At 72.5% G+C, this 19,637-nt stretch carries 17 protein-coding genes and 2 pseudogenes; 15 read left to right on the top strand and 4 right to left on the bottom strand.

Going from position 1 to position 19,637, the window contains the following annotated elements; translation table 11 throughout:
• On the bottom strand, positions 1-1,402 hold a 1,402-nt coding region (locus ABTX62_RS31280), incomplete at its 3' end, for a DMT family transporter (protein WP_352119322.1).
• Positions 1,403-1,612: 210 nt separating this feature from the next.
• On the opposite strand from ABTX62_RS31280, the gene ABTX62_RS31275 reads away from it, so the two are divergent.
• From ABTX62_RS31275 to ABTX62_RS31240, 8 genes and pseudogenes are all read left to right on the top strand, one after another.
• Positions 1,613-2,368 carry a (2Fe-2S)-binding protein gene (locus ABTX62_RS31275; RefSeq protein WP_352119321.1) on the top strand — a complete coding sequence of 252 codons (756 nt, stop codon included), beginning with the start codon at positions 1,613-1,615 and terminating at the stop codon, positions 2,366-2,368.
• A 39-nt stretch (positions 2,369-2,407) separates the two neighbouring features.
• On the top strand, positions 2,408-3,559 hold the full coding sequence (gene glgA / locus ABTX62_RS31270) for a glycogen synthase (protein ID WP_352119320.1): 1,152 nt from the start codon (positions 2,408-2,410) through the stop codon (positions 3,557-3,559).
• 51 nt (positions 3,560-3,610) lie between these two features.
• On the top strand, positions 3,611-4,831 hold the full coding sequence (glgC, locus tag ABTX62_RS31265; protein ID WP_352119319.1) for a glucose-1-phosphate adenylyltransferase: 1,221 nt from the start codon (positions 3,611-3,613) through the stop codon (positions 4,829-4,831).
• A gap of 21 nt (positions 4,832-4,852) precedes the next feature.
• Positions 4,853-6,850 (top strand): annotated as a pseudogene (locus ABTX62_RS31260) (glycoside hydrolase family 2 protein); the annotation flags it as partial.
• 145 nt (positions 6,851-6,995) lie between these two features.
• Positions 6,996-8,339 (top strand): wax ester/triacylglycerol synthase family O-acyltransferase, encoded by a 1,344-nt coding sequence (locus ABTX62_RS31255; RefSeq protein WP_352119318.1) that lies wholly within the window; start codon positions 6,996-6,998, stop codon positions 8,337-8,339.
• Positions 8,340-8,443: 104 nt separating this feature from the next.
• Positions 8,444-9,946, top strand: coding sequence for an SDR family NAD(P)-dependent oxidoreductase (locus tag ABTX62_RS31250; protein WP_352119317.1), 1,503 nt, complete (start codon positions 8,444-8,446; stop codon positions 9,944-9,946).
• Positions 9,947-10,667: 721 nt separating this feature from the next.
• On the top strand, positions 10,668-10,841 hold the full coding sequence (locus ABTX62_RS31245; RefSeq protein WP_184852796.1) for a hypothetical protein: 174 nt from the start codon (positions 10,668-10,670) through the stop codon (positions 10,839-10,841).
• Positions 10,842-10,896: 55 nt separating this feature from the next.
• Positions 10,897-11,379: a GNAT family N-acetyltransferase gene (locus tag ABTX62_RS31240; protein ID WP_352119316.1), complete on the top strand. Its 483-nt coding sequence runs from the start codon at positions 10,897-10,899 to the stop codon at positions 11,377-11,379.
• Positions 11,380-11,434: 55 nt separating this feature from the next.
• Here ABTX62_RS31240 and ABTX62_RS31235 read toward each other — a convergent pair whose 3' ends face one another.
• Positions 11,435-11,854 carry a VOC family protein gene (locus ABTX62_RS31235; protein WP_352119315.1) on the bottom strand — a complete coding sequence of 140 codons (420 nt, stop codon included), beginning with the start codon at positions 11,852-11,854 and terminating at the stop codon, positions 11,435-11,437.
• Between the two features lie 216 nt (positions 11,855-12,070).
• Positions 12,071-13,444: an amidase gene (locus tag ABTX62_RS31230; RefSeq protein WP_352119314.1), complete on the bottom strand. Its 1,374-nt coding sequence runs from the start codon at positions 13,442-13,444 to the stop codon at positions 12,071-12,073.
• Positions 13,445-13,760: 316 nt separating this feature from the next.
• On the opposite strand from ABTX62_RS31230, the gene ABTX62_RS31225 reads away from it, so the two are divergent.
• Entirely contained in the window at positions 13,761-14,234 is a 474-nt protein-coding gene (locus ABTX62_RS31225; RefSeq protein WP_352119313.1) for a carboxymuconolactone decarboxylase family protein, read from the top strand.
• Between the two features lie 45 nt (positions 14,235-14,279).
• Here ABTX62_RS31225 and ABTX62_RS31220 read toward each other — a convergent pair whose 3' ends face one another.
• Positions 14,280-14,984, bottom strand: coding sequence for a FadR/GntR family transcriptional regulator (locus tag ABTX62_RS31220; RefSeq protein WP_352119312.1), 705 nt, complete (start codon positions 14,982-14,984; stop codon positions 14,280-14,282).
• Positions 14,985-15,182: 198 nt separating this feature from the next.
• On the opposite strand from ABTX62_RS31220, the pseudogene ABTX62_RS31215 reads away from it, so the two are divergent.
• The 6 genes and pseudogenes from ABTX62_RS31215 to ABTX62_RS31190 all read left to right on the top strand — a co-directional run.
• Positions 15,183-15,296: pseudogene (locus ABTX62_RS31215) on the top strand (ABC transporter permease); the annotation flags it as partial.
• 37 nt (positions 15,297-15,333) lie between these two features.
• Positions 15,334-16,677 (top strand): L-fuconate dehydratase, encoded by a 1,344-nt coding sequence (locus ABTX62_RS31210; RefSeq protein ID WP_352119311.1) that lies wholly within the window; start codon positions 15,334-15,336, stop codon positions 16,675-16,677.
• Complete coding sequence (locus ABTX62_RS31205) at positions 16,674-17,429, top strand: SDR family NAD(P)-dependent oxidoreductase (protein ID WP_352119310.1); 756 nt, start codon at positions 16,674-16,676, stop codon at positions 17,427-17,429. Before ABTX62_RS31210 ends, ABTX62_RS31205 begins: the two co-directional genes overlap by 4 nt.
• Positions 17,426-18,418, top strand: coding sequence for an aldo/keto reductase (locus tag ABTX62_RS31200; RefSeq protein ID WP_352119309.1), 993 nt, complete (start codon positions 17,426-17,428; stop codon positions 18,416-18,418). Before ABTX62_RS31205 ends, ABTX62_RS31200 begins: the two co-directional genes overlap by 4 nt.
• On the top strand, positions 18,418-18,774 hold the full coding sequence (locus ABTX62_RS31195) for an L-rhamnose mutarotase (RefSeq protein ID WP_352119308.1): 357 nt from the start codon (positions 18,418-18,420) through the stop codon (positions 18,772-18,774). Before ABTX62_RS31200 ends, ABTX62_RS31195 begins: the two co-directional genes overlap by 1 nt.
• Positions 18,771-19,604, top strand: coding sequence for an amidohydrolase family protein (locus ABTX62_RS31190; RefSeq protein WP_352119307.1), 834 nt, complete (start codon positions 18,771-18,773; stop codon positions 19,602-19,604). The genes ABTX62_RS31195 and ABTX62_RS31190 overlap by 4 nt, the downstream gene beginning before the upstream one ends.
• Positions 19,605-19,637 lie beyond the last annotated feature (33 nt).

Raw genomic sequence — 19,637 nt, 5'->3', positions numbered from 1 at the left:
CCCGACGCTGGCAAGGCACGACCGGGCCGGGCAAGGACGAAAGGGCCTGCTGGGATGCCGGGACGGCGTCGGGGCGCCCGCCTGGCGCGTACGGCGCCGGCGCCGCCGTCGCCGTCGCCGTCTCCGGTACCGGCACCGGCGCCTCCGCAGCCGCCGCCGGCCCGGCCTTGAGCCCGGTCGTGTCCAGCCCCGGTACGAGCACCGGAGGTGTCCCCGGCCTCGGTACGAGCACCGGAGGTGTCTCCAGCCTCGGTACGAGCACCGCAGGTGTCCCCGGCCGCGGGACGAGCACGGCCGTGGCCATCTCCCTCGCCGCCCCCGCCGCGAGGCGGTGGTGTTCGCGGTGTCCCCGGACACCGCGTACGGCTTCGGACGCGGCGACGGGGTCCGCGAGCAGATGCTTCCCGAGCGGTCGTCGGCCGGTGGGCATGGCCTCCGCTCCGCCGGTCACCGGCTCGGGACGGCCGCCCAGGCTCTCGGGCGGCCCACCCACCGGTGCGGGCACTTCTTCGGTACCGCCCACGGCCTCTGACGCATGCCCCGCCGTCGGCAGGGCATCCGCGGTCGGCTGCCCGTGCGTGAGCCGCTCCGTCGTCAGCAGGATCAGGCCGCCCGCCGCCACCACACCGCAACTCAACGCGAGCGCCGTGCCCGTCGAGCCGTAGCGGAAGGTTTCTCCGAACATCGTGATGCCGACCGCGGCCGCCACCACCGGGTTCACGACCGTCAGCGTGGCCAGCGGGGCCGCGAGGCCGGCGCCCCGGTAGGAGGCCTGCGAGAGCAGCATGCCGGCCGTGGCCAGGACACCGATCGCGGCGAGGGACGGCGCGTCCGCCGCCGACACACCGCCCGCCCAGTCGACCGCGACGGTCTTGGTGAACACCGAGGACATGCCGAACGCGATGCCGGAGGCGGTCGCCAGCAGCATGCTGCGCACCGCCGGGTGCCGGTGCGCCGCCCGCGCGGCGATCATCAGCGCCACGACCACGCCCGCGGTGACGAGGGCGACGGCCACCCGCTGGGCCGCGCTCAGCGACCGCGCGTCCGACGCGGCGACCAGCGACAGCAGACCGGCGAGCCCCACCGTCGCCATGATCGCGCCCCGCCACGCCGTGGCACCGGCCTTGCGGCCGACGAACAGCGCCGCCATGGGCAGGGCCACCACGATGGTCAGTGCGCCCAGCGGCTGCACCAGGCTCAGGGGACCGTAGGCCAGTGCCACCACGTGCAGCAGCCCACCGAGGCCGTTCAGCGCGACCGCCGCCCACCAGCCCGGCCGGCGCAGCGGCGCGTACTGCTCGCCCGGCGAGGACTCCGCCACCCGCTCCTGCACGATCGCCCCGCCCGCGTAGGCGAACGCGGAGACGAGGGAGAGCAGAACGGACAGCGCGAGGGCGCTCATCGGCTGCTCCTCTGCGTCAGGCGAGGGCGCTCGGCCCGGCGGGGCGAAAGGTGGGCTTTCATGACCAACACCCTGCCGTGTCCAGGTCTTCCCGTCGTCGTCCCTGAGCACTCATTGGGTCCTACTGCCGATGGAGTACGAAGGGAGCCCCGTCATCCCCAGGGTGGGCGCCCCCGGCCGGGGGCCACCGGGTCGCGTCCCTTAGGGGCCTTGGTACTACTGCTCTTCGTGGACCTCGACCCCGACCTCGCCGCGCTCCGCCCGCTCGCCGGCTTCTTCGTGCTACGCACGGAGGGAGCACCGGCCGGGTCCCTTCCCACTCTCGCACAGGCCTATGCCACGGCGTCACCGGATGTATCGGCAAATCCCCTGATGTTTCGGGTACTGAAGGTCGCGACCGCCCTGCGCGTCCCCGAGTCGCGGGTGGCCGCGTCGGTGACCCACCAGGGGCTCGCGGCGCGGCTCTGGTCGGTCGCCCTCGGCTGCGCCGCGCTCTACGGCGGTGTTCCGGACCTCGACGCCCGGCTGCTGCACTGGGACGCCGACGGCAGCGCCCCCGACGACCTGTGGCTCTCCGGCGTACGGCCCCTGCCCGGCGACGCGCCGACCGTCGCGGACGTCGTCCTGCACGGCCACCTCGTACCGCTGGCGGCGGCCCTGCGTGCCCACCACCGTCTCGCGCCGGGTCTGCTGCGGGGCAACGCCGCCTCCGCGCTGGCCGGCGCCGCCCGGGAACTGGACCGCTGGGCACGGCGGCACGACCGCACGGACGTCGCCGTCCGCGCCCGCTCCCTGACCGCGGAACTCCTCGCGCACCCCCTGCTCGCCGGCGCCGGAACCCTCACCGGATCCGCCTTCCGCCGCCGCAGTTGCTGCCTGTACTACCGGGTGCCCGGCGGGGGCGTCTGCGGGGACTGTTGCTTCACACGGCCGCCTCGCTCTTCCCCACGCGCCCCTTCTGGGTGACCATGAAAGGGAACGGCCGCTGAGAGCAGGGAGTTGCGGGTGCGCGTCGGACTGCTGACCCGGGAGTACCCGCCGGATGTGTACGGCGGTGCGGGCGTCCATGTGGAATTCCTCGCCCGCGAGCTCAGACCGCTCGTCGACCTGGACGTGCACTGCTGGGGCGAGGGCCGCACCGACGGTGTGCGGCGGCACCGGCCCTGGTCCGCGCTCGACGGGGCCAACGACGCGCTGCGCACCTTCTCCGTCGATCTCGCCATGGCCGCCGCCCTGGAGGGCCGCGAGCTGGTCCACTCCCACACCTGGTACGCCAACCTCGGCGGCCACCTCGCCAAGATGCTGTACGGCATCCCGCACGTGATGACGGCGCACTCCCTGGAACCCCTGCGCCCCTGGAAGGCCGAGCAGCTCGGCGGCGGCTACGAGCTGTCCGGCTGGGCGGAGCGCACCGCGATCGAGGCCGCCGACGCGGTGATCGCCGTGTCCGCCGCCATGCGCGAGGACATCCTGGGGTGCTACCCGGCGCTGGACCCGGAACGGGTCCACATCGTGCACAACGGCATCGACACCGGCCTGTACCGGCCCGACCACGGCACGGACGCCCTGGACCGCATCGGCCTGGACCGCTCCCGCCCGTATGTGCTCTTCGTCGGCCGGATCACTCGCCAGAAGGGCGTGCCCCATCTGCTGCGCGCGGTGCGGGACATCGACCCGGCCGCGCAGGTCGTGCTGTGTGCGGGGGCACCGGACACACCGGAGATCGACCAGGAGTTCCGCGAACTGTTCGGGCAGCTGAGCGAGGTCCGCGACGGCGTGTTCTGGATTCCGAAGATGCTGCCGCGCCCGGAGGTGATCCAGCTCCTCACCCATGCGGCCCTGTTCGTCTGCCCGTCGGTGTACGAGCCGCTCGGCATCGTGAACCTGGAGGCGATGGCCTGCGGCACGCCCGTGGTGGCCTCGGCGGTCGGGGGTATCCCCGAGGTCGTGGACGACGGCGCCACCGGCCTGCTCGTGGCACCCGGCGACGGCTTCGAGGCGGGCCTCGCCCGCGCCGTGGACACCGTCCTGGGTGATCCGGAGGCCGCCCGGCGGATGGGCGAGGCCGGGCGGGAGCGCGCGGTCGGTGAGTTCGGCTGGGACGCGGTGGCCCGCCGCACGGTCCGGCTCTACGAGGAGATCGTCAAACAGGCTTAGTGGGTACTGCTCAGGGGCAGGCATCGGGAAATCGGCGTGAGGGGAGCGGCCATGCGAGGTGGTGGTCCTTCGGTACTGGGGATCGTGCTGGCGGGCGGTGAGGGCAAACGACTGATGCCTCTGACCGCGGACCGTGCCAAACCGGCGGTGACGTTCGGTGGCACGTACCGCCTGGTCGACTTCGTCCTGTCCAACCTCGTCAACGCCGATGTCCTGCGCATCTGCGTCCTGACGCAGTACAAGTCGCACTCGCTGGACCGGCACATCACGATGACCTGGCGGATGTCCAATCTGCTGGGCAACTACGTCACGCCCGTGCCCGCCCAGCAGCGCCTCGGCCCGCGCTGGTACCTGGGCAGCGCGGACGCGATCCTGCAGTCGCTGAACCTGATCTACGACGAGCGCCCCGAGTACGTCGCCGTCTTCGGCGCCGACCACGTCTACCGCATGGACCCGCGCCAGATGCTCGCCCAGCACATGGAGAGCGGTGCCGGGGTGACGGTCGCGGGGATCCGGGTGCCGCGCACCGAGTCCTCGTCCTTCGGGGTGATCACGCCGGGCTCGGACGGGCAGACGGTGGAGCGCTTCCTGGAGAAGCCGTCGGACCCGCCCGGTCTGGCGGACGATCCCAACTGCGTGTTCGCCTCCATGGGCAACTACATCTTCACCACCAAGGCCCTCATCGAGGCGCTCAAGCGGGACGCGGAGGACGAGTCCTCCGTGCACGATATGGGCGGCTCGATCCTGCCCCAGCTCACCGAGCGGGGTGAGGCCGCGCTGTACGACTTCAGCGCCAACCACGTGCCCGGCGAGACCACCCGCGATCAGGGCTACTGGCGGGACGTCGGGACGCTGGACGCCTACTACGACGCCCATATGGACCTCATCGCCGAGCGCCCCGCCTTCAACCTGTACAACCGCAGCTGGCCGATCTACACGCACTCGTACCAGCTCTCGCCGGCCCGCTTCAACGCGGGCGGCATCGCCAGCGAGTCCATCATCAGCGCGGGCTGCCTGGTGCGCGGGCAGGTCAGCCGGTCCGTGTTGTCGCCCGGTGTGGTGGTCGACCCGGGCGCCGTGGTGCAGGGTTCGGTGCTGCACGACAACGTGCACATCGGGCGGGGCGCGGTGGTGCGCGGTGCCGTGCTCGACAAGAACGTCGAGGTGCCGCCGGGCGCGACCATCGGTGTCAACCCGGAGCGGGACACGGAGCTGTACACGGTGTCCAAGGGCGGGGTCATCGCCCTGGGCAAGGGGCAGCTGGTCACCTGACGAGACGTCGCCGGAGGACCCCAGCCCCTGGCCGCGCCCCCGGCCGGCTTCACCGACCACCTCGACGCGGTGATCGGCGGCGCCGCCTGGCCCCTGGGCGCGGCCCGGCTCGACCCCGCCGACCCCACCGCCCTCCTGGTCGCCCTCGACGAACCGGTCGTCGGCAACCGGACGGGCACCGCCCGCGGTACCGCCGACCTCCGCTATGACGGCCAGGGCGGCCTCTCCGACACCGAAGGCAACGTTGTCAAGGCGTTCTGGACCAGCGGCCCCAACCACTCGACGCACCAGTTGCGCACCCGCTGGGCCGACGAGGTCGGACCCGGCAACGCCCACCCCGAGTACCCGCGCCCGCAACTCACCCGTAAGGCGTGGCGCAACCTCAACGGCCGCTGGCAGTTCGCCGCCGCCGAGCCGGGCGAGCAGCCGCCCGTCGGCGGGACGCTGAAGGAACGCGTCCTCGTCCCGTACCCGGTGGAGTCCCAGCTCTCCGGCATCGAACGGCACGAGGACCGCATGTGGTACCGCCGCACCTTCACGGTCCCCGCCGACTGCCGCATCGGCCCCGCGCAGCGGCTCCGGCTCAACTTCGGCGCCGTCGACTGGCGCTCCGAGGTGTACGTCAACGGCACGAAGGTCGCCACGCACGAGGGCGGCTACGACAAGTTCGCCGCCGACATCACCGACGCCCTGAAGCCCGGCCGCGCCCAGGAGCTGATCGTCGGTGTCCACGACCCGACCGACGCGGCCTCCGGCGAGAACCCGCCGCTGGGCAAGCAGCGCCTGGACCCCAGCGGCATCTGGTACACCCCGTCCTCCGGCATCTGGCAGACGGTCTGGATGGAGCCGGTGGCCCGCGACCACGTGGACTCGCTCAAGCTCACCCCCGACGTGGCCGGCGAGAAGCTGACGGTCCGGGCGCGGGGCATCCGGGACGGCGTGCCGATCACGGCGACGGCGTACGACGGACGGCGCAAGGTGGCCACGGCGAGCGGCCGCACCGGCCGGGACCTGACCCTGGCCGTCCACGACCCGCACCTCTGGTCGCCCGACGACCCCTTCCTGTACCGGCTGGAGGTGAAGGCCGGCACCGACCGGGTCGGCAGCTACTTCGGGATGCGCTCCATCGCCGTCGAGAAGATCGGCGGCGTCCCGCGTACGGTCCTCAACGGCGAACCCGTCTTCATGATGGCCACGCTCGACCAGGGCTTCTGGCCCGACGGCCTGCACACCGCACCCACCGACGAGGCCCTGGCCCACGATCTGAAGGCGCACAAGCGGCTCGGTTTCAACTCGGTGCGCAAGCACATCAAGGTCGAGCCGGACCGCTGGTTCTACTGGGCCGACAGGCTCGGGCTGCTGGTGTGGCAGGACATGCCCGCGATGACGGCCGGGGTGAACCCGAGCGCCGGCTCCCGTGCCCGCTACGAGCGTGAGATGAAGGAGATGATCGACGAGCACATCAGCAGCCCGTCGGTCGTCATGTGGGTGACCTTCAACGAGGGCTGGGGCCAGTACGACGTGGGCCGGGTCGCCGAGCAGGCCAAGGCCTGGGACCCGACCCGGCTGGTCAACGGCCAGTCCGGGCTGAACCTCGGCGCCGACGGCGGCACCGGCGACCTCATGGACGAGCACGGCTATCCGAGCCCGGCCCTGCCGCCCCACCCCGACGGCGAGCGCGCCCTGGTCAGCGGCGAGTACGGCGGCCTGGGCCTCGCGGTCCCCGGCCACGCCTGGTCGGTGCAGCAGTCCTATGTCGACGTCGACCCGGCGACCTACACCGAGGACTACCTGACGAAGCTGGACGAGGTCCGGGCGCTGGTCTGCAAGGGCGGCAACGGCGCCGTGTACACCCAGATCACGGACGTGGAGGGTGAGCTGAACGGCTTCCTCACGTACGACCGGGCGGTGCTGAAACCGGACACGGCCCGGCTGAAGGCCGCACACGAGGCGCTGATCCGTGACGCCTCCCGGGTGACTCCCACCGGGTGCCCGGCGGCGCAACCTGTGCTGAACTGACCTCACATGCACCATAAGTCCCGCCCCTTTCGCCGAGGCGGGACTTAATCTGCTGTTAACTGTACGTAGCGCGATCGTACTTGACCGTAATCGGCTGGGGGCGGTTGACTGCTGGCCCACCCGTCGTCCATGCGAGGCAAGCCCCTTGACTGCTGACCTGCTCGCCCCCCTCGACCTGGCGTTCTGGAACATCGAGTCCGCGGAAAACCCGATGCACCTCGGTGCGCTCGGGATCTTCTCGGCTCACTCACCCGCCGCGGGCGCCCATGCGGCGGACCTGCTCGCGGCCCGGGCCGCCGGTGTCCCCGGGCTGCGGATGCGTATCCGCGACGTGTGGCAGCCGCTGCCCGCCGCCCTGCGCAGGCCGCTCGCCTTCGGTGGTGCCGCCCGCGAGGCGGATCCGGACTTCGACCCTGCGAACCATGTGCGGCTGCACGCCCCGACCGCCGACTTCCACACGGTCGCGGGCCGGCTCATGGAGCGTCCGCTGGAGCGTGGCAGGCCGCCCTGGGAGGCGCATGTACTGCCGGGCGAGGACGGCGTCTGCTTCGCGGTGCTGTTCAAGTTCCACCACGCCCTGGCCGACGGGCTGCGGGCGCTGACGCTCGCCGTGGGCGTCATGGACCCGATGGACATGCCCGCGCCCCGGCCCCGTCCCGCCGCGCCCCCGCGCCCCCTGCTTCCCGACGTGCGCGACCTGCCCGGGATGATGCGCGGCGCCCTGTCCGACGTGAGCCGCGCCCTGGACATCGGCGCGTCCGTCGCCCGCTCCTCCCTCGACGTGCGCTCCACCCCCGCGCTGACCTGCGAGCCGAGCGGTACCCGCCGCACCGCCGGAGTGGTGCTCGACCTCGACGACGTGCACCGGGTCCGCAAGACCGTCGGCGGCACCGTCAACGACGTGCTCATCGCGGTCGTCGCGGGCGCTCTGCGCCGCTGGCTCGACGAGCGCGGCGACGGCAGCGAGGACGTCGCGCCCCGCGCCCTGATCCCCGTCTCCAAGCGCCGCCCGCGCACCGCCTACCCGCAGGGCAACCGGCTCTCCGGGTACTTGATACGGCTTCCGGTGGACGACCCGGACCCGCTGGCACGCCTCGCCTCGGTCCGGGACGCCATGGACCGCAACAAGGACGCCGGCCCCAACCGGGGCGCGGGCGCCGTCGCCCTGCTCGCCGACCACGTACCCGCCCTGGCCCACCGGCTCGGCGGCCCCCTGGTCGGCCAGGCGGCCCGGCTCTGGTTCGACATCCTGGTGACCAGCGTGCCCCTGCCCAGCCTGGGGCTGAAGCTCGGCGGTCACCCGCTCACCGCCGTCTTCCCCTTCGCCCCGCTGGCCCCCGGCCACTCCCTGGCGGTCGCCGTCTCCACCTACCGGGGAAGCGTCCACTACGGCCTCGTCGCCGACGGCGAGGCGGTCCCTGACCTCGATCTGTTCGCCACGGCCGTCTCGAAGGAGGTGGCCACGCTGATCAAGGCCTGCCGGTCGTGATCAAGGCGAGTTTGGCGGTGCGGCCCGACGCTCCGTAAAATTCGCCGTTCGAAAGCGGGCGCGACCGGCGCGCCGCGACGGCAGAGCAGGGAACGACAGCGGCGATGACGGTGACAGAGGACGGCCCGCAGGCCATGGACGAGGCCGGCGGGCTCTCGTACGGACCCGGCATCGACCCCGAGCGGCTGGCCGTCTGCCTCGGCGTGCTCGAGGAACTCGACAAGCTGGAGGTCGACCACCCGGACGCGATCGCGGTGCGCCGGGCCACGGCCGGCGTCTACCGCACGGTCAAGCAGCGCCGCCGCCAGGAACGCCGGGCCGCCAAGACCGCCCACGACAAGGCGGTCACGGAGGCCACCGCGACCGGCTCCGCCCAGCGCATCGACGACGAGACCGAAGGCCTGCTGCCTTCCTCGCACACCGAGGAGGGCAGGATCGCCGGGATACTCCAGCGCCCGCGCTCCTGCTACACCTGCAAGTCCCGGTACGTGGAAGTCGACTACTTCTACCACCAGCTCTGTCCCGACTGCGCCCGCGTGAACCGCGAGAAGCGCGACGTCCGCGCCGACCTCACCGGCAAGCGCGCCCTGCTCACCGGCGGCCGCGCCAAGATCGGCATGTACATCGCGCTGAGGCTGCTGCGCGACGGCGCGCACACCACGATCACCACGCGCTTCCCGAAGGACGCCATCCGCCGCTTCAAGGCCATGGACGACTCCGCGGACTGGATGCACCGCCTGGAGGTCGTCGGCATCGACCTGCGCGATCCGGCGCAGGCCGTGGCCCTGGCCGATCAGGTCGCCGAGGCGGGCCCGCTGGACATCCTCGTCAACAACGCGACGCAGACCGTGCGCCGCCTGCCCTCCGCCTACGCCGCGCTGGTCGAGGGCGAGAGCGCGCCGCTGCCCGCCGGTGAGCTGCCCGCCCACCACGTCATCGGCGCCTTCAACTCCGGCGCCGTCGACGGCATCGCGGCGCTGCCCCTCGGGACCAGTGGCCTGGACGCCCAGCAGGTCGCCGACCTGGCCCTGGTCGCGGGCAACGCCAGCGTCGAGCGGCACCTCGACGGCACGGCGATCGACGCGGGCGGGCTCGTGCCCGACGTGGTCGACTCCAACACCTGGGTGCAGACGATCGAGCAGATCTCGCCCGTGGAGCTGCTGGAGACCCAGCTGTGCAACTACACGGCGCCGTTCATCCTGATCAGCAAGTTGCGGCCGGCCATGGCCGAGGCCGCGAGGCAGGCGGCGAGCGGACGCGCGTACGTGGTGAACGTCTCGGCGATGGAAGGCGTCTTCGGGCGTGGCTACAAGGGGGCGGGCCACCCCAACACGAACGCCGCCAAAGCCGCGATGAACATGGTCACGCGCACCAGCGCCCAGGAGATGTTCCAGACGGACGGCATCCTGATGACCTCGGTCGACACGGGCTGGATCACGGACGAGCGGCCGCACTACGACAAGCTGCGCCTCGCCGAGGCGGGGTTCCACGCGCCGCTCGACCTGGTCGACGGCGCCGCCCGGGTCTACGACCCCATCGTGCGGGGCGAGGCGGGGGAGGACCTGTACGGGGTCTTCATGAAGGACTACGCGCCCGGGAAGTGGTAGTCGCGCACGTCCCGTGACGAGCCGTCAGCCGACGCCGGGGAAGCGGTAGTTGTAGGCGGGAGCAGTTCCAGGACCGGGCGCGGGTCCTTCGGGACCCGGCGTCGAAACCGGCCGCGGCCCTCCTCGAAGAGCGAGGAGGGCGTCGTCGTCCTGGCTTCGGCCGCGTGGTCGGCCGGGCCGCAGCGGCCCGCCGACGGGTCGCGGCAGAGCCACGACGTGGAATTCGACCGGCGGGCCGCGCGATCCCGGGCGCCCCAGGGCTCCCGGCAGGCGCACGGCCGCGAGAGGGCGGCTGCCGTACGGCAGCGGAGCGGCGAGTTCGCGATGCGGCCAACGGCACGTGGACTGCGCGACCGGCTGGAAGGCGCCGTCGCCGACCTACGCCGTTCGAGTGATTCGAAAAACGCCGTTCTACCTACAAACCCGCACGGAAACACCAGTTGAACGGCAGGTGACGCGTGATTGTTACCGGCTGTTTCCAGCCCCATCGAGCGGGGCTCCGCTCATCTGGTTAGTCTGATGCGGACGGACAGCACACGGGGTCCTACCCACACCCACGGTCCGTCATGGGACCAGCCGGTTCACCACGGCCTGCTCTCCCGTGAGTCGAACCGGCGCCACCGCGTCCGAACTGCATTTGGCACAGCTGCCCGAGCGGGCGTCAGGCGCAGCAGGACCGGCGCGTACGTCCCGAGGGTGACCGACACATAAGGAGTGCGCGGTGACACCGGAGAAGACGAATCGCGATCAGCGCCCCAAGGAACGCGGCGAGCGCGCCGGCCGACGGGTCGACGAGCTCGGCAGCCTCGACGTGTGGGCCCGTTCGGCCCCCATCCGCCTGGCGGGCTACGAGGACGACCTCGCGGAGCCCCACATCCTGCCCAGCGTCGACTGACGGCGGGCAGCCCCCCAGCGCGATCGCGGCGCAGGGACGTGCCAGACTCACGACCATGCTGATCAGGGAAGCGACAGCTGACGACTGGCCTCGCATCTGGCCCTTCTGGCACCGCATCGTCGCCGCGGGCGAGACCTACGCCTGGGACCCGGGTACCTCCGAGGAGGAGGCCCGGGTCCTGTGGATGAGCCCGGCGAAACGCGTCTACGTCGTCGAGGACGACAGCGGCGTTCTCGTCGCCTCTGCCTACCTCACCCCCAACTACGGCGGCCCCGCGGCCCGCATCGCCAACGCCGGCTTCATGGTCGACCCCGACCAGGGCGGCCGCGGCTACGGCCGGGCGCTCGCCGAGCACCTCCTGGCCGAGGCCGGGGCAGCGGGCTACCGGGGCATGGTGTTCAACGCCGTCGTCGAGACCAACCCGGCCGTGAGACTGTGGACCTCCCTGGGCTTCACCGTCCTCGGCACCGTGCCCGACGCGTTCGACCACCCTCGGCACGGCAGGGTGGGACTGCACATCATGCACCGGGCGTTGTAGAGCAGTCCGGGTGAGCACCACCGGGGGATGACCCGGAAGGTCCCGGAGAAGGGGGTCAGGGCCGGGCGTACGGGCGGGTCATGATCTCCATGTTGTGGCCGTCCGGGTCGTCGAAGTAGGCGCCGCGGCCACCGAAGAGGTCGTTGACCCGGCCGGGCCGGGTGTGGTTCGGGTCGGCGTAGTAGGTGACGCCGAGCGCCTCCAGTCGGTCGATCATGCCGTCGAACCGTTCCTCGGGCACGAGGAACGCGTAGTGCTGCGGCTGGATCGGCTCGCCGGTCATCTCGTAGTAGTCGAGGGTCACTCCGTTGCCCAGGTCCACCGGGAGGAACGGGCCGAAGGGGGCTCCCACCCGCAGTCCGAGGACGGCCGCGAGGAACTCCGCGGACAGTCGGCGGTCGCGGGCGTAGACGGCGGTGTGGTTCAGGTGGGCGATCGCGGTCGGCAGTTCGGTGGTGTGCTCGGTGCGGGACATGCGTGGGTCGGTCTCCGGTCTCGGTGTCCGTGGTGAAGCGCCGCTGAGGGGCGCGGGGAGGAAGACAGATGAAGACACGGAGACGAGAGGCGGGGCGCGTGCCCTCTCCGGCGCTCGGGTGGGTCCGGGCGGGGGCATCCCCGCCGCGCTCACGCCGAGGCCGGGCGCCTCACTCGTGCATGGCCTACGGCCGACCCGGCAGTCACCCGGCCGACCCTAGTCCATCGGCGCCGTACGCCGCCACGGGTTTCGTTCCTCCAACTGCCCGGCCAGATCCAGGAGTCGGGACTCCGTGCCGGGGCGGCCCACCAGTTGCACGGCGCACGGGGCACCGGACGGGAGCGTCCCGCAGGGCACGGACATGGCGGGCCAGCCGGTCAGGTTCCACGGGGGTGTCAAGGGGGAGTAGTTCGTGTTCGCCAGCACGTTGCTCAGCCAGCCCCGCTCGTGCCAGGGCCCGGCCTTCGGGGAGCGGCGGGCGAGCGCGGGCGTGAGCAGCACGTCGTGCTCGGCGAAGAACGGCTCCAGTCGTCGGAGCAGCCGCTCCCGGCTCGCCCCCGAGCTCACGGTGCGCAGGAAGGGCCGACCGAGCCGGGCGTGGACGCGGGTGCGTCGCGTCAGGAGCCGAGGATCGAGGGGCCGGGCGTCCGCGGCGGTGCCCGCCGTCCAGTGGGCCAGGGACGTCGTGGCGAGGGACATCGGATAGGGCGGGTCGGCACGCCGGACCTGGTGGCCCGCCCTCATCAACAGCCCGGCCGCGTCCCGGGCGGCCGCCGCGTACGGGCGGCCGATGGTGACGCCGACCAGCGGACTGCGCAGCGACACCGCGACCCTGAGGACCCCGGCATCGTCGCCGGCACCGGCACCGGCACCGGCACCGGCACCGGACCCGGGCTCGACGCCGGCGAGGACCGAGAACATCAGACGGGCGTCCTCGACGGTCGTGGCGAGCGGCCCGTTCTCCGACATGCCGAACCAGGTGCTGTCCCCGTCACCGGTCGGGACCACCCCCCGCCCCGGCTTGATGGTGACCAGACCGCAGTTGGCGGCCGGTATGCGCAGGGAGCCCATACCGTCGTTGCCGAGGGCGATCGGCACCATTCCGGCGGCGACGGCGGCCGCGCTGCCGCCCGACGAACCGCCCGCCGATCGCGACAGGTCCCAGGGGTTGCGGGCGATGCCCAGCACACCGTCCGTGGTGCCGAAGACGCACAGTTCGGGCACGTTCGTCAGCCCCACGACCACCGCGCCCGCCGCCCGCAGCCGGGCCACCGTCACATGGTCCCGCGCGGCCGGTGTGTCCGGTGTGGCGGCCGAGCCGACGCGCCGGGACTCGCCGCGCACGGCCAGGTTGTCCTTGACGGCCACGGGCACCCCGGCCAGCGGCAGTGCGTCGACGTCGCCGCGCGCCGCCACCTCGTCGGCCTCGGCCAGGGCCGCTTCGGCGCGCACCGCGCGAAAGGCCCCCACCTGGCCGTCGAGCCGCTCGATCCGGGCGAGGTGCTCGGCGACGACCTCGCGTGGCGTCACCCGCTTCTCGCGGACGGCGGCGGCTATCTCGGCGGCGGTGCGGCCGGCCCAGGTGGTCACAGGGGCTCCTCGGGATGCGCGGGGACGGGCTTACTGGCGAGTACGTACGGAGAACTGTGCACCCGATGAGGACCGCGCGTCGAGATCGCCGGCGGCCTCGGTACCCGGACGATGCCGTGAGCTGCGGCCCCGCTGCGGGAGGTTCGGCGCAGGCGGGAGGACCGCGCTGGGCCCGCGCCCGTTCGAGCCGCTGACGCTCCGGCTGCGGCGCGCTTGGCGGACAGCGGGAGACGCAGGTCACCTTCGTCCATGTCACATCGTGAGGGGCCGCTGCCTCTCAAGGGTGTACGTACCCACAACGGCAGAGGAGCTCGCCATGAGCGCACGACTGGACATCTTCGCCCTCCCGAGCGGGAGCAGTCTCGTCAAGCAGTTCGCCTCCGTGGGGCGGCTGGTCACGGAGTCACCACTGCCGGCCGCCACGCGGGAACTGGTCTCGCTGCGCGTCAGCCAGATCAACGGGTGCGCGGTCTGCATCGACATGCACACCAAGGAGGCCGCGGCGGCGGGCGAGTCCGCCGTACGTCTCCACCTGGTCGCGGGCTGGCGGGAGGCCACGGTCTTCACCGAGGCCGAGCGTGCCGCGCTGGAGCTGGCCGAGCAGGGGACCCGCGTCGCGGACGGCGCGGGCGGTGTCCCGGACGAGGTGTGGGAACGGGCCGTCAAGCACTACGACGAGGAGCAGCTCATGGCGCTGGTGAGCCTGATCGCCTTCATGAACACCGCGAACCGGCTGAACGTCATCCTGCAGCAGCCGGCCGGGGACTACCGGCCGGGTCAGTTCACGTAGCCGCAGCGGACCGGGCCCTGGGACACCCCTGGGGCCCGGGCACCCTCAGGGCCCGAGCTGCGCCCGCAGCCATTGCTCCACCTCGCCCACGTGCGCGGCCGCCGCCGTTCGGGCCGCCTCCGGGTCGTGGGCCGCCAGGGCCCGGTGGATCGCGGCGTGCTCGCGGCGGGTGCGGGCGAAGGCGCCCTCCTCCTGGTAGCCGCGCCAGACGCGGGCGCGGAACGTCCGCGACGACAGGCCCTCCAGGATCGCGGCCATCGTCTCGTTGCCCGCGGCCACCGCGATCTCCCGGTGGAAGGCCAGGTCGTGGGCGAGGATCTCCTCCGGATCGTCCGTGGCGTTCATCGCCGCCAGGTGCTTCTCCACCTCGGCCAGCCGGTCCTCGGTGATCCGCGCGGCGGCCAGCGCCGTCGCCGTCGACTCCAGGGTGCGCCGGATCTCCAGCAGCTCCACCAGTTGCGGGCCGCGCGACAGGTCCGCCACGACACCGAAGGTCTCCAGCAGATCGCCGGCCTCCAGCCGGGTGACGTAGATGCCCGAGCCGTGCCGGGCCTCCAGCACGCCCAGGGCCGTGAGCGCGCGGATCGCCTCCCGCATCGAGCTGCGGGACATGCCGAGCTGGGCGGCCAGATCGCGCTCGGTGGGCAGCCGCTGGCCCGGTTCCAGCCGGCCCTCGCCGATCATCGCCTTGATCCGCTCGATGGCGCGCTGCGTCACGGTGCCCTTCCGCGGGGCTGTCTCGTCGTCCACGCCATTCCTCCGATCACCGTGCTCCGCCGCAGTCTAACCAGCCAGGTGGTCGGACCACTGCGGACCTAGAGGGGGGGAAGGGCGTCATGAGGGTGTTCTCGCGAGGGAGTGGTCTGATAAGTATGCGGGCATCTGCTGGAACACCGGTCGATGGGGAGCACCCTGAGATGCCCGGAAGCACAGTGCGGAAACGGAACACACGTGCTCACCCTCGCGCAGGTCCCGTCGTTCTGAATTCAGGCCATCCACGGCGGGATCATCCTGGTCGTCCTCGTGATCGCGCGGGTCACCACCGGCCGCACCCAGGACTGACCCGCCCGCCCTCCGCACCCGAATCGAAAGGCCCTCCGTGTCCCCGACGCCCGCCCGCATCACCGCGGTCGACACCCACGACATCCGCTTCCCCACCTCGCGCGAGCTCGACGGCTCCGACGCGATGAACCCGGACCCCGACTACTCGGCGGCCTACGTCGTCCTGCGCACGGACGGGTCCGACGGGCACGAGGGGCACGGATTCGCCTTCACCATCGGGCGGGGCAACGAGGTACAGGTCGCCGCGATCGACGCGCTGCGCGGACATCTGGTCGGCCGCGACCTGGGCGAACTGTGCGCCGACCCCTCCACGCTGAACCGCGACCTCATCGGCGACAGCCAGCTGCGCTGGCTCGGACCCGAGAAGGGCGTGATGCACATGGCGATCGGCGCCGTCGTCAACGCCGTGTGGGACCTTGCCGCCAAACGCGCCGGCCTGCCGCTGTGGCGGCTGCTCGCCGAGGCCGAGCCCGAGTGGATCGTGCGCCAGGTCGACTTCCGCTACCTCACCGACGCCCTCACCCCCGAGGAGGCCCTGACCCTTCTGCGCCAGGGCCGGCAGGGCGCCGGGGAGCGCACGGCCCGCCTGCTGGAGCGCGGCTATCCCGCCTACACCACCTCGCCCGGCTGGCTCGGCTACGACGACGAGAAACTCACCCGGCTCGCGGCCCGGGCCGTCGCCGACGGCTTCCGGCAGATCAAGCTCAAGGTCGGCGCCGACCTCGACGACGACATCCGCCGCTGCCGGGTGGCGCGTTCGGTCATCGGCCCGGACCTTCGTATGGCCGTCGACGCCAACCAGCGCTGGGACGTCGACGAGGCGATCCGCTGGACCAGGGCCCTCGCCGAGTTCGACCCGTACTGGATCGAGGAACCCACCAGCCCCGACGACATCCTCGGCCACGCGGCGATCCGCCGGGCCGTCGCCCCCGTGAAGGTCGCCACCGGCGAACACGTGCAGAACCGGATCGTCTTCAAACAGCTGCTCCAGGCCGGTGCGCTCGACGTCGTCCAGATCGACGCGGCCCGCGTCGGCGGTGTCCCCGAGAACCTCGCGATCCTGTTGCTGGCCGCCAAGTTCGGCGTACCGGTCTGCCCGCACGCCGGGGGCGTCGGCCTGTGCGAGCTCGTCCAGCACCTGTCGATGTTCGACTACGTGGCTCTCACCGGCACCACCGAGAACCGCGTCATCGAATACGTCGACCATCTGCACGACCACTTCCTCGACCCGGTGGTCATCCGCGAAGGTCACTACACGGCACCCACCGCGCCGGGCTTCTCGGCGGCCATGCGACCCGAGTCGCTGGCGCGGTACGGCTACCCGGCCGGCGGGTTCTGGGCCGCCGACCTCGACGAGACGAAGAAGGAGCAGGTCGCATGAGCGACTTCGAGGGCCTGAAGGCTCTGGTGACGGGCGGCGCATCCGGTATCGGCCGGGCCACCGCCGAGCTGCTGGCCGAGCGCGGCGCCCGCGTCGCCGTCCTCGACCTCGACCCGTCGCCGGTCGGCGAGCCGCTGCTCGGTCACCGCGCGGACGTCACCGACGACGCGTCCGTGCGCCAGGCCGTCGCCGCAGCGGTCGACGGCCTCGACGGCCTCGACATCCTGGTCAACAACGCCGGCATCGGCGCACAGGGCACCGTCGAGGACAACCCCGACGACGAATGGCACCGCGTCTACGACGTCAACGTCGTCGGCATGGTCCGCACCACCCGCGCCTGCCTGCCGCACCTGCGCGCCTCCGCGCACGCCGCGATCGTCAACACCTGCTCCATCGCCGCCACCGCGGGCCTGCCGCAGCGCGCCCTGTACAGCGCCACCAAGGGCGCGGTGCACTCCCTCACCCTCGCCATGGCCGCCGACCACGTCCGCGAGGGCATCCGCGTCAACTGCGTCAACCCCGGCACCGTCGACACCCCGTGGGTCGGGCGACTCCTCGACGCCGCGCCCGACCCGGCCGCCGAACGCGCCGCCCTGGAAGCCCGCCAGCCCACGGGCCGGCTCGTCTCGGCGGCCGAGGTCGCGGGTGCCGTCGCCTACCTGGCGAGTCCGCTGTCCGGCGCCACCACCGGCACCGCGCTCGCCGTCGACGGCGGCATGCAGGGCCTGCGGCTGCGCCCGGTGGCCCGGTGAACCGGCTCGGCCGCAGCGCCGTCGAGGTCAGCGCCCTGTCCTTCGGTGCCGCCGCCATCGGCAACCTGTACACCGAGGTCGGCGAGGATCAGGCGCGCGAAGCCGTGGAGGCGGCCTGGCAGCGCGGCATCCGCTACTTCGACACCGCCCCGCACTACGGCCTCGGCCTGTCCGAGCGGCGCCTCGGGGCCGCCCTGCGCGACCACCCCCGGGACCGGTACACCGTCTCCACCAAGGTGGGCCGCCGCCTGGAGCCCTCGGACAGCACCGGTGACGACCTGGCGAGCGGCTTCGCCGTGCCCGCGACGCACCGCCGCGTGTGGGACTTCACCGCCGACGGCATCCGCCGCACCCTGGAGGCCAGTCTGGAACGCCTCGGCCTCGACCGGGTCGACGTCGTCTACCTCCACGACCCGGACCAGCACGCCGAAGCGGCCTTCCGGGAGGGCTACCCGGCGCTGGAGAAGCTCCGTTCCGAAGGCCTGGTCGGCGCGATCGGCGCCGGCATGAACCAGGCGGGGATGCTCACCCGCTTCGTCCGCGACACCGACGTGGAGGTGGTGCTGTGCGCCGGCCGCTACACCCTGCTCGACCAGAGTGCCCTCGCCGATCTGCTGCCCGCGGCCCACGAACGCGGCACATCCGTCGTCATCGGCGGCGCCTTCAACTCCGGTCTGCTGGCCAACCCCGAGCCCGGGGCACCGTACAACTACACCGTCGCCCCCTCCGAGCTGGTCGAGCGCGCCCTGCGCCTGAAATCCGTCGCCGACCGCCACGGCACCACCCTGCGCGCCGCGGCCCTGGCCTTCTGCGCCGCCCACCCGGCCGTGGCGAGCGTCCTGGTCGGAGCCCGCTCGGCCCACGAAGTCCGCGACAGCGCCCACCAGTTCGCCGCGCGCGTACCCGCCGCCTTCTGGCAGGACCTGCGCGGCAAGGGCCTGCTGCCCGCCGACGCACCCGTCCCCGCCGAGCCGCCGAGGGAGCCCTGATGAGAGCCGCCCTGCACACCCAGCTCCGAGCCGACCGCATCGACCGGTACGAGGCGGCCCACCGCGAGGTCCCCGAGGAACTCACCGAGGCCATCCGCGACGCCGACGCCACCTCCTGGACGATCTGGCGATGGGGGTCCCCCCTGCCCGAGCGGAGCCGAGAGCTCGGGGGAGGCACCGACCCGTTCCATGTCCTGGAGTGCGAGGACTACGCCCGCCTCCTCGCCGAACTGGAGAAGCTGCCGGTCAACGTGGCCTGGCAGGCCCGCATGGCCGAACTGCTGGACGTCGTGCACGACTACTCCGGCGAAGGCGCCGACGCCGGTCTGCCCGTGGTGCGGGAGCTGCCGTCATGACCGTGGTCGACGCCCACCACCATGTGTGGGACCTGTCCGTCCGCGACCAGGACTGGATCACCGGCCCCGAACTCGCCCCCCTGCGACGCGACTTCACGATGAAGGACCTCCAACCCGAGGCGAGGAGTGCCGGGGTGGGCCGCACCGTCCTCGTCCAGACCGTCACCGTGCCCGAGGAGACCCCGGAGTTCCTGGCCCTGGCCGAACGGCACGACCTGATCGCCGGAGTCGTCGGCTGGACCGACCTCACCCACCCCGGCGTCGCCGACGAACTCGCCCGGCTGCGCGCCCTCCCCGGCGGCCGGTATCTCAAGGGCGTCCGCCACCAGGTCCAGGGCGAACCCGACCCCGAGTGGCTGCTGCGCCCGGACGTCCGCCGCGGACTGGCCGCCGTCGCCGACGCCGGACTCGTCTACGACCTGGTGGTGCTCCCGCACCAGCTGCCCGCCTGTGTCAGGGCGGCCGACGACCTGCCAGGCCTCACCTTCGTCCTCGACCACCTCGGCAAACCCCCCATCGCCTCCGGCGCGCTCGAACCCTGGGCGTCCGGCCTGCGCGCCCTGGCCGCCCTGCCGAACACGGTCGCCAAACTGTCCGGCCTGATCACCGAGGCCGACCTCGCCTCGTGGACCGTCGAGGACCTGCGCCCCTACGCCGACGTGGCCTTGCAGGCCTTCGGTCCCGAGCGGCTGATGCACGGCTCGGACTGGCCGGTGTCCACCCTCGCGGTTCCCTACGGCGACACCCCGGACCTCACCCGACGGCTGACCGACCCGCGCGACCACGCGCACATCCTGGAAACCACGGCCAGCCGCGTCTACGGCCTGTGAACCGGAGCCGCCGACCGCCTCTACGCCCCCTGA

Source organism: Streptomyces sp. NPDC096046 (genome assembly GCF_040303285.1).
GTDB lineage: Bacteria > Actinomycetota > Actinomycetes > Streptomycetales > Streptomycetaceae > Streptomyces.
Note: the sequence above shows the minus strand (reverse complement) of the source record. Positions and strands in the feature narration are given on the sequence as shown.